Origin of the sequence: Anaerocaecibacter muris (assembly GCF_943192945.1) — a bacterium.
Classification (GTDB): domain Bacteria; phylum Bacillota; class Clostridia; order Christensenellales; family Pumilibacteraceae; genus Anaerocaecibacter; species Anaerocaecibacter muris.
In genome coordinates, this window is sequence record NZ_CALPCE010000007.1 from 102,016 (window position 1) to 114,401 (window position 12,386).

Sequence of the window (12,386 nt, forward strand, 5' to 3'; positions counted from 1 at the left end):
CAATACCAACAATAAAATATCCGGAATGAAATTGGCGATAATCATGACCGCTATAACGTCGGTCGCCGTAATTATTCTGCTGGCGGTTATGCTCGTTACTCATGCCGATCCGGAGCTTACGAAAATAGAAATAACCTCGCTACCCTATAAAACCGAGTACATAGAGAAACAAAGGTTAGATACTTCGGGCTTAAAAGTAAAAGCCTATTATGGCGACGAAGCTAAAGAAGTTACTGATTATACCGTAGATAAATCTGTTTTGGAATACGGCGACGATACCGTAAAAGTGTCATATAAAGGCAAAACGGCGTCGTTTTCCGTAAGCGTTTCGCATAAAAGCATAGTTTTAATCGAAGTTACGAAAATGCCGAGTAAAACCGTATATTTCGAAGGTTCTCTTTTCGAGCCTTCGGGTGTGGAAATAATCGCGCGTTACGATAACGGAGAGAGCTTTGTAATAAGCGATTGGACGCATAACGGGGATAAACCGTTGACGGTTTCGGATAAATCTATCGTCTTTGCTTTTGGCGGCAAAACGACGGTCATTCCTATAACTGTGGAGCAAAAGCAATTAGCCGATCTTTATCTTAAGAGATTGCCGAGCAAGCTGAAATATACGGAAGGGGAATATTTCGATTTCCTCGGTCTTGAATTGTATGCAAAATACGAAAACGCGCCCGAAGAAAGAGTGTATGATTGGGAGCTGGATATTAAAACTCCGTTAGGCGTAAACGATAATGCCATTACGATTTCTTATACGCTTCACAGTGTTACAAAATCCGTTACGGTTAATGTTGAAGTCGAAGCCGCGGAACAAATCGCCGATGACCAAAAATTATTAACCGAACTTATCGAACTATTACCGCCTACCGACAACATGACGACGAAAGACTTGGGCGCTTTGAATTACGTTTTGTCGGTATTGGATGAAACAGAGTTGTCGGAGAGCCAGCGGGAGCTGAAAGAAGAACTGACCGTTAAACGCGACGAGCTCACAGCCGAGCTACCGACAGAACCCGAAAAGGAATATAGTATTACATACGCCGTTAAGGACGAACTTGATTTTGCGGACATTGATTACGGCGGTAATCCAACGTCTGTAAAAGAAGGACAATCGTTTGACTTGAACGCGGCATCGTCGAATATAGCCGTTAAGCAAGGATATGAGTTTACGGGCTGGGAGGTGGACGGTAAGACCGTTACGAACATAAGCAATATAGAATCGGATAAAACGATTTATGCGATTTTTACGCTTACTCCGACGGTAGAGCTTGTTTTCAAAGATAAAACTACAAACGCGGAATTATGGACGGTTAATCCGTTGCGTACCGAAAACTATAACTTTGACATTAATAATATATCGTCGGTAATACTAACCAAAAACGGCGTACTGCCCGTAGCATACTATTCGCCCGATAACGAGAGAATTAACAGCGTTGATTTGAATAGCGGCAGTTCTGTCACGGTTCTTGTTTTGACAATGCAGATACGCGAATTGCATTTGCCCGACGAAAATTTGTTTACCGTAGGATGGCGGTTTGAATTTACCGTAGATAACGAGAATGAAGAAACCGTAGCTATTGCAAAAACGGGTTCGGTGTTTTATATACCTATCGGAGCAGTGGTTACTGTCACTGCGACCAATGCCAATACGGACAGTATAATACTTGACGGCGAAAATATAGGCACAAAAGTAAATTCGTCTATTGTCAACGCTGTGTTTACTATGTCTGCAGGCGAATACCCCGCTTCGATTACTTATACTACCAAGCTTACGGATATGACGACATTATCATTTGTCGGACAAAACGTTCAGTCTGTGGTTTATCCCTCCGGATGGAACGGAATTATGTCCGAAATAGATTTGAAAAACATTGCTTTTGCTTTTGACGAGAACAGCAACATTTATTTGAATGTTTACAACATTGACGGAAGCGAATTATATTTCGAAGATTTAGCTTCTTATGTATTCAATGAAGACACAGTTATCAATGTAATCAAAAAATACAATAATTTTTCTTTGACCGTTAAATACACAAACGGAAAAGAAGTCATTGACGGCATAACGGGTAAACAAACATTAAGAGCCGCGCTTTCGGCGTATAGCGACGAAGCTCTTGCATTGCTTAATGAGATTTTGGGAACAAGCAATCTTTTTATTGATGAAGCATGTACAGTGCCGCTCTCTCGTAATGAATTGCTCTCACGGATCGTGCGTCGGGATATTATCGTTTACAGCGATTGGAAATATATTCCGAAAGAGCCGGACATTCCGACGTTCGAGCCTGTGGATTACGGCGAATATTCGTTTGTCGGCACATGGAGTTCGTTATTCTCGGTTGACGGCGAAATTATGTCATGTGAACTTGTTTTGACTGCCGACGGCAACTATTCGTATAAGACATATATTAACGGTCAGATATCGGCAGATGCGTGCGGCGTATACCGATTGGATAACAATGCGTTTGAGATAAAGACTTTTGTTTCGACGTATAAGTATGATATTTTTTCGGAAAACGATTTATCTGTAAATATATCATTTTGTGCGGACGGGCTATTGATTACAAACTTCGTTAAACTTGTCGAAACCGAAAAAACGACTTTTGAACAGGTGTTGTTTTGCGGAAAAGTTCGTCCCGTAAACTATTCGGCTCAAGAGGTAGTCGGCAGTTACGATATAAACGGGATAAATATAGTTCTGTCGGAAAACGGTACTGCTACCATAAGTATCGGCGACGTAATCATAGAAGCATATTATCGTATCGAAAATGGGAATCGCATTTACTTATTGGAAAACGGTTCAATCGGTACGGGCGATATAACGGATTTTTTGGAGGGTATAGCACATGAATAAAGCAAATTACACAAAATCAATTAAATGGATTTTATTCGTTTTGTGTTGCATTGTATCGATAGTACTGCTTGCGCGGTTTTTTGAATCTCAAAAAGCTTACGCAGAAGTCGGGGATGGCGAAATAGATTATTCGTTTGAAGAAGTACCGATTGAAAAAATCGATATTTGTACAGAGCGGAATATTTCGGAAGTCAAGCCGAGCGAAAGTTTTTCGGTGACTTATAGATTAAGTCCGTGGTATACAACAGCCGAAAGTGTTTATTTCAACGTATCTCCGAGCGGAGCGGCGAAAGTTCTACAAATAAGCAATGTAAAAATCGAAAACGGACAAGCTTTCGGTGATGCAGTTATAGAAGTTTCGACCACTGCCGACGTTGGCAGTGTGTTTACCGTTACCGCAAATGCAAACGGTATTTACAGTAATGAAATAGAAATGACGGTTGCAAAGATACCCGTTGAACAAATTAAGCTCTCGTTTGCCGATTCCGACGATAAATTACATATAGGTAAAAGCAAACAAGTATCGTGCGAAGTATTGCCGAAAACGGCCTCGAATAAAAGTGTTCGGTATGAATTATCCGGCAGCGGGATGAAATACGTTAAAGAATTTGACAGTAAAACAGGCGTTGTAACGGCTGTATCCGATGTTTCGAACGTGCAAGCGGATTCGATAATAGTTGTGACCGCATTTGCGGAGGACGATTCGGCTATATCCGATAGCATCGTCATATCGTTTTATGTGCCGAGCATAACCGTTCAACTATCTGCGTCTACGCCGTTGGGTGGCAAAACTGCGGATAATGAAGCGCTCGCTGTCGCAAACAGTCGCGTCGGCGAAACTGTGCAAATGCACGCAACAGTCAACGGTGTGGATACAACGGGACTGAATTACGTTATTGTTCAAGGACGCGAATATATAGAAAACGGACTTATACGCGGCGACGGCAGTTTTACGATTAAACCCACATCGACATGGACGGCAAGCATGAAAAAGCCACATGCGGAGATAAGAGTTCGTGCGGCATACAGCGATGGTTTTGACGAAATCGGTATTTCCGTATACGTCCCCGTCGAGCGGTTATTATTTATCGACAGCGATGTACGGCGTAATGTCGAAAACAACAGGTCGTATGATTTGGCTGTAAAAGCTTTACCCGAATATGCGACTTTCTTGAATGACAGTATTAATCCGTTTGTTTATACGCTTAACGGATTAGACAGCGGCATTGCGACGGTTGATGCCGAAGGGCTTGTATCTCTTCCGAAATCTCTTACGAGCAAAGGTAATGTTATAAACTATACCGCATCTCTTAACGGCGCATGGGATGGCGTCGATGTAGCGCCGTTGAATTATGTAATGTCTATAGTGCCCGTATCGGCAAATGATATTACCGATATTACTATAAAAAAGAACGGCGTGTCTATTTCGGACAAATCCGTCAAAGTTATGCCCGACGATATACTTGCCGTTGAAGTAGAATACGATAAAGATAATGTTACGGAGTTGGATTTTACGCTTATAGAAAACAGCCCCATGATTTCAACATCCGACGGCACAATTATTATAGAGAATATATCTCGTATGACGGAAGATAATCCGCGGATTTCTTTAACATTGAAATATAACGGAGAAACGGCAGAGGTAATTAAGCCGTTGGATTTATATATTTATGTTCCGGCTGAAACGGCAAGATGGCGATAACACAAAATATTATATCGGCACTCAAGGATATAATAAATTATCTCCTGCCGGTACTTATATGAACAGTATAGCTATTTTCAATCGTATTAACGGGAATATAAGTGTTTCAAATAATTCAGTAGAAAAAGGCAACGCATTTATTTTAAGCGGCTGGGATGCGCTTGCAACCTTCAACGAAAAGGATTTAACTTGGTCCGTAAACGGGAAAACGTTGTCCGATTTGCGTTGTTTCTTTTTTGGGGTTTTTGTTCGCAAAATTTTTGTGAACAATCAAAGTAAATTACGGATTTGTTTTAGACGTTATGGGAGGCGACGGTGAAGCGCAAGACGCGTATATAATGGGTGTGGACGAACCTCTACGCGAATTTGACGGAATTGTGATTAGGATGATCATACATCGTTTGAACGACGCGGAGGATAAATGGGCGGTCACGCCGCGTAATTATAAAGTATCCGACGATGAGATTATCGACAAAACAAAGTTTCAAGAACAATACTTTGAAACAGAGCTAATCAGATATTAGATATTACTTATTATATCAACCAAGTCACTTGTTTTTACAACGATAGATTATAAAGTTAATCGTTACGGATATAATTGACTGTATGAACGGAAGTTTTAAACAACAGACAGAAAATGTCAGGAATAAAGTCAAAAGCATGGGACCGATTAAGTTTATTCTGCTTGTACTTTTGGCGGCGGGTACGGTATGTTCGTTTGTACTTCACGATTATATTTTTCCTGCCGACAGTATTTTTAACAAAGGCATTTCCGATTCGGGATTTATCAACGGCTTGCTCGCGTTCGTGCCAAAGCTGATACAAGCCGTGCGCATAGTGACGGTTATTCTTATTATCACGGCGGTCGCGCTGTTTGTAATCAACAAAACGCTTTGTAAAAATCAGCGGCAAATCACGGTCGCGCGGCTCGTCAACAACATGATTAGAGTTGTCGTCGCGGTGATTATTGTTATAGCCGTGCTCGCCGTTTGGGGCATAGACACGACCGCGCTTATCACGGGCGCGGGGGTAATAACGCTTATTGTCGGCTTGGGCATGCAGAGCCTTATTTCCGACGTGGTGGCGGGGCTGTTTATCGTATTTGAAAACGAATTCAACGTCGGCGACATTGTCACCATAGACGGGTTTCGCGGCACGGTTGTGTCAATCGGCATACGCACCACCAAACTGGAAGCGCTCGGCAACATCAAAATAGTAAACAACAGCGATATTCGCGGCGTGCTCAACCAAACGGTCAAACCCTCGACCGCCAAAGCGTTAATCGATATAGAATACGGCGCATCGCTTGAAAAAGTGGAAAGCGTGATCAATGACAAATTGCTCGACGTTAAAATCGACGGGGTGTTAGGCGCAATATCTTACGACGGCGTAGCGGCGCTCGGCGCGTCCGGCGTTACGTTGCAATTTACAGCCGAGTGTTACGAGGGCGATATTTTTGTCGTACAGCGCGAAATGAATAAACGGCTTAAAACCATGTTCGACGAAAACGGAATAGGCATACCGTTCAATCAGCTTGTCGTGCATTTTGCGGACAAAAGCGCGGCGCAGTCAACTTGAATTTTAGATTAGCTTTTACACGCGCGACGTGTTTTGTTTAAACTTTTTTAAAAGAAAAGCCGCATTTTTTGCTCAACTTAACATTGACGGTTGCAAAAAATACGGCTTTTATATTTGTATTATAACGCTTGCGCGGCTTTTATTTTATGAACGCGGCGAACGCTTTGTGCGCCGAATAAATATCCGCTTTGGAAATCAGTTCGTAAGGCGCGTGCATGGAAAGTACGGGCACGCCCATATCGACCGTGTCGATATTGTTTTTGGCGATGTATTTGGCAACCGTTCCGCCGCCGCCGAGGTCCACTCTGCCGAGTTCGCCCGTCTGCCAAACGACGTTCTCTTTGTCGAACACGCCGCGCAGATACCCGACAAACTCCGCCGACGCGTCGTTGGAGCCTGACTTGCCGCGCGCGCCCGTAAACTTATTCATGGTCACGCCGTGGTTGACAAGCCCGACGTTCATCTCCTCGAAAGCGGAAGCAAACGCGGGGTCGAACGCCGCCGTTACGTCTGCGGAAATACACATGGAATGTTCGCGAACGACGGCGGGGTTCACGCCGTAGCTTTTTGCGATTTCGTTGAGTATGTCGTCGATAATTACGCACTGCATGCCCGTGTTGCCTTCTGAGCCGATTTCTTCTTTGTCGGCGAGGATAGTGAGCACCGTTTGCGCGGTTTCTGTCTGTAACGTCGCGGTGATTTCGGGATAAGCGCACACACTGTCGTCATGACCGTAAGCGGCGATAAACGCGCGGTCGAGCCCTACGTCTTTGGCTTTTGCCGCGGGAACGGCTTCGAGTTCGGCGGACAAAAAGTCCTCTTCGATTATGCTGTACTTGGCGTTGAGAATTTGCAGAACGCCTTTTTTGACTGCGTCGCTATCTTCGCCGCGCGCGGGGATCCCGCCGATTATGATGTTAAGGTTTTCCGCTTTAAACCCTTCGGCGATTGTTTTGGAGTTTATTTCCTGCGACAAATGGGGCAGAAGGTCGGTTATATAGAAAACGGGATCGTTTTCCGCCTCGCCTATATTTATAATCTGTTTTTTGCCGTTTTTGAGCATGACCACGCCGTGCAGGGCGAGCGGTATGGTCAACCAGTGGTATTTTTTTATCCCGCCGTAATAGTGCGTTTTTAAAAACGCAATGTCCGATTTTTCGTAAAGCGGAACTTGTTTCAAGTCGAGCCGCGGGCTGTCCACGTGCGCGACGAGTATGCGCACGCCGTTTTCGGTTATGTTCGCCGTGCCAGCGCGAAGCAGAAACAGGCTCTTGCCGCGATTGTTGTAGTACAGCTTGTCGCCCTTGTTTATCTTGTCGCCGAGCGTATAAGGCTTGTAGCCAGCTTTTTCCGCCATTTTCACTGTTTCGGCAACCGCTTCGCGTTCGGTTTTGCCGTTATCGAGGAATTGTTTGTAGCCCTCGCAGTATTCGGAAATGCGTTTGAGCTCCGCTTCGTCCGAAACAGCATAGATATTTTTCTTTTTGTATGTAAGTTCCATAGATTCACCTCTAATCTATATTATATTACTTTTTTGTCGTAAAAGCAAACGCTTTTAGGGCGGTGAACGGTTTTCATAATTTAATCGGGAAAACGCGTAAAAACGGTTGACAGTCCGTCGGTGATACGTTATACTGACATTGTACATGCAAACACATTGTACTTTATGCGAATATCCTGTAAAAGGGAGTAGAAAGCGTTTTATAACGTGCGCTATCCGTCAGTACGGCGTCTCGCGACGCTCGGTAACGCTTAAATTTCGAGACTTTTACCGAATCTATTTCGGTAAGGGTCTCTTTATTTTTTTAGGAGCAGTTATGGCACTCGACATATTCTTATTGCTCGTCGGCATGGTGTTGCTCGTAAAGGGCGCGGACCTGTTTGTCGGCGGGTCGAGCAGAATTGCCAAGGCAATGCGCGTTCCGTCGCTTGTTATAGGTCTTACGCTCGTGTCCATGGGTACAAGCGCGCCCGAAGCGTCGGTAAGCATTATAGGCGCGGTGAACGGCATGAACGATTTGAGCGTCGGCAACGTCGTCGGGTCGAACATATTTAATACTTTGCTCATCCTCGGCGTGAGCGGCGCTATACTGCCGCTTGCGATCGGGCGCGACGTCAAGCGGTTCGACATTCCCGCTATGCTCGCGATTTACGCGGCGTTGTTGATATTTGCGTTTGTCGTAACGCCGTTAAAGCTCGATATTTTCGAGGCGGTTATTCTTTTGGTCATGTTCGCGGCATACACGGCGTTTTTGATAGTCCGCGCCGTTCGCGCCAATAAAAAAACGCAGATAACGCCGTCGGGCATTGCGTGCGGCGACGGTGCGGCGGAACAGTCGTGCGAAAAAACAGACGCGTTGCAAACCGCCGCTCCCGCGCCGATCGAAGCGCAAAGCGACAACGAGGGCAATCGCGCAAAAAACAAGCGGAGTTTGCCGTTATGGGCGAGCGCAATATTGACAGCCGTCGGGCTTGCGGGCATAATTTTCGGCGGGGATTTGGTGGTGGACAGCGCGTCGGGGATAGCCAAAGCGCTGGGCATGAGCGAGGCGTTTGTCGGACTGACGATAGTCGCCGTCGGCACGTCGTTGCCCGAGCTTGTGACAAGCGTCGTGGCGGCGGTCAAAAAAGAAAACGACATCGCCGTCGGCAATATTATAGGATCCAACATTTTCAATATAGCGTTTATTCTCGGTCTGTCGTCGGCAATATCCGCGCCGATGTTCGATTGGGCTATGCTTACCGACATGCTCGTCATGCTCGGTTCGGGGATACTTGTCTTGGCGGCGGCTGTTTTTATAAAGTCGGTCGCGCGGTGGCAGGGCATAGCTATGGCGGCGATGTACGTCGGCTATCTTGCATATATTATCATACGAAATTGAATACAATAGGAGAAACACTATGAACGCAGTACAGATTGCAACATCGACGCTCACGCTGATAGCGGGCGTGGGAATATTCCTGATAGCCTGCTCGATGATGAGCTCCAACCTCGAAGCGTTGGGAAGCCGACGGCTTAAAGCCTTGTTTTCCAAAACGTCCAAAAGTAAGTTCATAGGCGTGGGCGTGGGCGCGGCGGCTACTGCGGCGATACAGAGTTCGAGCGCGACCACCGTCATGGTTATAGGTTTTGTCAACGCTGGGATCATGACGCTCGCGCAAGCCGCAACGGTCATATTCGGCGCGAACATCGGCACGACCATTACGGGACAGCTCGTCGCGCTCGGCATGTTCGGCGAGAACTCGGTATCCACGTCGGTCATATTCGCCACGTTCGCGGGCATAGGCGCGTTTATGCTCGCTTTTGCAAAACGCGACAGAACACAAAAGATAGGCGGAATTTTAGCGGGCTTCGGCATGCTGTTCGTAGGTTTATCCATGATGAGCGGCGCAATGTCGTACTTCTCGGAACTGGACTCGGTCAAATCTTTTCTCGCAATGTTCAAAAACCCGTTGTTGCTCGTGCTAATCGGCGCGTTGCTTACGGCGGTCGTGCAAAGCTCGTCGGTCATGACGTCCATGGCGATAACAATGGTCGTTACGGGGCTTATAACGCTCAATCAGGGCATTTATATAACAATGGGCTCAAACATAGGCACGTGCGTAACCGCGCTCATAGCCGGACTTACAAGCACGAAAAACGCAAAGCGCACCGCGCTCGTGCATCTCATTTTCAACGTCAGCGGCGTAATAGTGTTCATGCTGTTGGGCATGTTTTTGCGGTTTGGCGGAATAGATTACGGGTATCTGTTCGGCAAGATGTTCCCGCACGCACCGCAAATTCAGCTCTCGATGTTCCACACTATTTTCAACGTATCGACGGTGCTAATCGTGTTGCCGCTCACGAGTCTGCTCGTCAAGCTCGTTACAAAAATCGTGCCCGACAAAAAGGGCGGGGCGGAAGACGCGGACGCGCCGCGCTTCGAGTTTGTGGAAGAGCATCTGCTCAAAACCCCGCCTATCGCCGTGCAACAGACAAAACGCGAAATTTTGAGCATGGCGGAAACCTCGATTGTCAATTTTGAAACGGCTTGCGACGTCGCGTGTACGCTCGACTATGCTAAAATAGCGAAGTTTAGAAGCAACGAAGTGCGCCTGAACTTTTTGAATAAAGAGCTTGCGCGGTTCATGGCGAAACTGATGAAAGCCGACCTCAACGAAAGGGATAGGAACTACCTGTCCACCGCGTTCCGCACCGTCACCGACTTGGAGCGCGTCGGAGACTATGCCGAAAATATCGTCGAGTACGCCGACAAACTCAAAGAGGCGGGCGAGCGGTTTTCGGACGACGCGGTCGGCGAAATCACCGAGCTGAAAAAACTTATTCGCAGGCTGTACGAACGCGCGATCGCGGCGTATAAAAACACCGACCGCAACGCGCTCAACGACGCTTACGAAATAGAAGAGCGTGTGGACGACGTCGCCGAGCAAATGACCGCCAACCATATAAAACGGTTGAGCGACGGCGAGTGCACGCCCGAGGTCGGCACGCAATACCTGTCGCTCGCTACAAACGCCGAGCGTGTCGCCGACCATTATATAAACGTCGCCAAATCCATTAAGGTCTATTCGGGCAAATAATGCGTATTTGAGTTGATATTAAAGCATAAAAAAGGACAGTAAATACCGTCCTTTATGATTTGCAATACATATAAAAGAGAATTACCGCGCGGGCATTTTGAAATCCTTTAACGCCTTGTTAAGATAATCGTTAAAAGGCTTCATGGCTTTAAAAACTTCGAGCGACGTTTGAATAAGTTTTTCACCGTCGCACGCGTCCTCGTCGGGAATAAAATACTCGACGTACCACGACTTGAACTTTAAATATTCGGCTTGCGGATTATTCTTGTCGTACCCCGCGGGGACGTTTTTCAAAGCTGTGCCTTTGACGGTAAAATACTTGCTGAACGCGGCGTCGGTTATAATATCGTTCCACTCGTCGGGGTGCGCGGATATGTAATCCCTGACCATGGCAGTGGCGTTCGCAAACATGTCCGCAAACAGCCCGCCGCCTAAAAACGTGCCGCCGTTCGGTTTGAGCATAATATAGTAGCCGACAGGAATAGGGAGCTTGCCTTGCGACGAAATATGCGCACGGAACGACGGATTGTAAGGCGATTTGTCATGACTGAACCGCGTGTCGCGCACAAGTTTGAACGTGAGTTCTTTGGGTACGTTGTGCAATACGCTGTTGTCAAACGTGCCTATTCCGTAAATAAGTTCTTGCACAAGCTGTTCAAACAGAGCGTTCGCTGCTTTGTAATCGGCTTTGTGCGCGTGATACCACTCGCGGTCGTTGTTGGCGGCAAGAGCCGTAAGATAGTCCATAATGGTTTGCGTGTGCATATATTTCTCCTTTGGGGTGGGGTATAAAATTCGACGGGAATTATTGCAAGGCGGCGGACTGCCGTTGCGCGCAAATAAACGCGGAGTATGCTTTTTCGAGCATGTCGGAACTTTCCTCGTCCGATATGTTCGCGCCGCCGGTAGCTATCATGGTAGCAACGCCGTGCGTAAAAACTATAAGCATGATATAAACTTCTTTAACCTGTTCTTCGGTAAGCGACAGCCGAGCGGCGAGTTGCTTTGTCGCGCTCTTATCTCCCATCCACTCGTAAATATCGTTAAAACTGTTAAGCCCGTTCAGTTTTTGCAAAAACAGCAGTTTAAATAGATTTGTTTCGTACTTGGCAAACGCGACGTTCGCTCTCGCCATGCTTTCGAGCACGCCGTTATTATCCACGCGAGTGTATATAAACTCATTGTAAAATTTCATAGCCGCGCCAGTCACTTCGTCTTTAAGTGCGTCCATATTGCTGAAATAACTGTAAATCGGTTGAACGGAACACCCAATCTCGCTCGCAATGCTTTTTAGCACCACTTGATCGCATCCCTTTTCCCGCGCCAGCCTAAACGCAACATCCAAAATCATTTCTTTGTTAATTCTTTGCTTGGGCATTAAATAAATCCTAATATAAACGACGTTATATAACATATATTATATAACGTCGTTTATATATTGTCAAGCGATATTATGAATTCAATAAATAGGAAAATTACCTATGATTTTGCAATCGTTCCGTCGGTGCAAATAACGGTGTAATTTCCTGTATAACTATTCCAATAAGAATCCTTTTTAATACTATTCCATTGTGCTTTCGTGCCGCCGAAGTTTATGCTCGTTAAACTACTGCACTTGTAGAATGCGTAACGTCCAATACTTGTAACGCTGTCAGGTATCGTAATGCTCGT

At 46.1% G+C, this 12,386-nt stretch carries 11 protein-coding genes; 7 read left to right on the plus strand and 4 right to left on the minus strand.

The window, feature by feature from the left end:
* Positions 1-25: 25 nt before the first annotated feature.
* The 5 genes from NFR57_RS07555 to NFR57_RS07575 all read left to right on the plus strand — a co-directional run bounded on the left by NFR57_RS07555 (position 26) and on the right by NFR57_RS07575 (position 6,134).
* Complete coding sequence (locus tag NFR57_RS07555) at positions 26-2,854, plus strand: hypothetical protein (RefSeq protein WP_251183230.1); 2,829 nt, start codon at positions 26-28, stop codon at positions 2,852-2,854.
* Complete coding sequence (locus NFR57_RS07560) at positions 2,847-4,556, plus strand: hypothetical protein (RefSeq protein WP_251183231.1); 1,710 nt, start codon at positions 2,847-2,849, stop codon at positions 4,554-4,556. The genes NFR57_RS07555 and NFR57_RS07560 overlap by 8 nt, the downstream gene beginning before the upstream one ends.
* A complete protein-coding gene (locus tag NFR57_RS07565) occupies positions 4,525-4,875 on the plus strand; it encodes a hypothetical protein (RefSeq protein ID WP_251183232.1) in 351 nt (116 codons plus the stop codon). Before NFR57_RS07560 ends, NFR57_RS07565 begins: the two co-directional genes overlap by 32 nt.
* Positions 4,859-5,080, plus strand: coding sequence for an inorganic pyrophosphatase (locus NFR57_RS07570; protein ID WP_251183233.1), 222 nt, complete (start codon positions 4,859-4,861; stop codon positions 5,078-5,080). Before NFR57_RS07565 ends, NFR57_RS07570 begins: the two co-directional genes overlap by 17 nt.
* Positions 5,081-5,162: 82 nt before the next feature.
* Positions 5,163-6,134, plus strand: coding sequence for a mechanosensitive ion channel family protein (locus NFR57_RS07575; protein ID WP_251183234.1), 972 nt, complete (start codon positions 5,163-5,165; stop codon positions 6,132-6,134).
* Positions 6,135-6,273: 139 nt separating this feature from the next.
* On the opposite strand, the gene NFR57_RS07580 is transcribed toward NFR57_RS07575, so the two are convergent.
* Positions 6,274-7,635, minus strand: coding sequence for an aminopeptidase (locus tag NFR57_RS07580; protein ID WP_251183235.1), 1,362 nt, complete (start codon positions 7,633-7,635; stop codon positions 6,274-6,276).
* Between the two features lie 316 nt (positions 7,636-7,951).
* Here NFR57_RS07580 and NFR57_RS07585 point away from each other — a divergent pair, with 316 nt between their 5' ends.
* Both NFR57_RS07585 and NFR57_RS07590 read left to right on the plus strand, forming a co-directional pair.
* Entirely contained in the window at positions 7,952-9,016 is a 1,065-nt protein-coding gene (locus NFR57_RS07585) for a calcium/sodium antiporter (RefSeq protein ID WP_251183236.1), read from the plus strand.
* 19 nt (positions 9,017-9,035) lie between these two features.
* Positions 9,036-10,715, plus strand: coding sequence for a Na/Pi cotransporter family protein (locus tag NFR57_RS07590; RefSeq protein ID WP_251183237.1), 1,680 nt, complete (start codon positions 9,036-9,038; stop codon positions 10,713-10,715).
* A gap of 81 nt (positions 10,716-10,796) precedes the next feature.
* Here NFR57_RS07590 and NFR57_RS07595 read toward each other — a convergent pair whose 3' ends face one another.
* From NFR57_RS07595 to NFR57_RS07605, 3 genes are all read right to left on the minus strand, one after another.
* Complete coding sequence (locus tag NFR57_RS07595; RefSeq protein WP_251183238.1) at positions 10,797-11,480, minus strand: DUF2461 domain-containing protein; 684 nt, start codon at positions 11,478-11,480, stop codon at positions 10,797-10,799.
* A 40-nt stretch (positions 11,481-11,520) separates the two neighbouring features.
* Positions 11,521-12,093 carry a TetR/AcrR family transcriptional regulator gene (locus tag NFR57_RS07600; protein ID WP_251183239.1) on the minus strand — a complete coding sequence of 191 codons (573 nt, stop codon included), beginning with the start codon at positions 12,091-12,093 and terminating at the stop codon, positions 11,521-11,523.
* A gap of 101 nt (positions 12,094-12,194) precedes the next feature.
* Positions 12,195-12,386, minus strand: a 192-nt coding sequence (locus tag NFR57_RS07605) for a leucine-rich repeat protein (protein WP_251183240.1), incomplete at its 5' end; no start/stop codon positions are given.

Bases quoted from the DNA above. Each gene is read 5' to 3' on its own strand.
- NFR57_RS07555 (WP_251183230.1), top strand. From the start codon at position 26: ATGAAATTGGCGATAATCATGACCGCTATAACGTCGGTCGCCGTAATT.
- NFR57_RS07560 (WP_251183231.1), top strand. From the start codon at position 2,847: ATGAATAAAGCAAATTACACAAAATCAATTAAATGGATTTTATTCGTT.
- NFR57_RS07565 (WP_251183232.1), top strand. From the start codon at position 4,525: ATGTTCCGGCTGAAACGGCAAGATGGCGATAACACAAAATATTATATC.
- NFR57_RS07570 (WP_251183233.1), top strand. From the start codon at position 4,859: ATGGGAGGCGACGGTGAAGCGCAAGACGCGTATATAATGGGTGTGGAC.
- NFR57_RS07575 (WP_251183234.1), top strand. From the start codon at position 5,163: ATGAACGGAAGTTTTAAACAACAGACAGAAAATGTCAGGAATAAAGTC.
- NFR57_RS07580 (WP_251183235.1), bottom strand. From the start codon at position 7,635: ATGGAACTTACATACAAAAAGAAAAATATCTATGCTGTTTCGGACGAA.
- NFR57_RS07585 (WP_251183236.1), top strand. From the start codon at position 7,952: ATGGCACTCGACATATTCTTATTGCTCGTCGGCATGGTGTTGCTCGTA.
- NFR57_RS07590 (WP_251183237.1), top strand. From the start codon at position 9,036: ATGAACGCAGTACAGATTGCAACATCGACGCTCACGCTGATAGCGGGC.
- NFR57_RS07595 (WP_251183238.1), bottom strand. From the start codon at position 11,480: ATGCACACGCAAACCATTATGGACTATCTTACGGCTCTTGCCGCCAAC.
- NFR57_RS07600 (WP_251183239.1), bottom strand. From the start codon at position 12,093: ATGCCCAAGCAAAGAATTAACAAAGAAATGATTTTGGATGTTGCGTTT.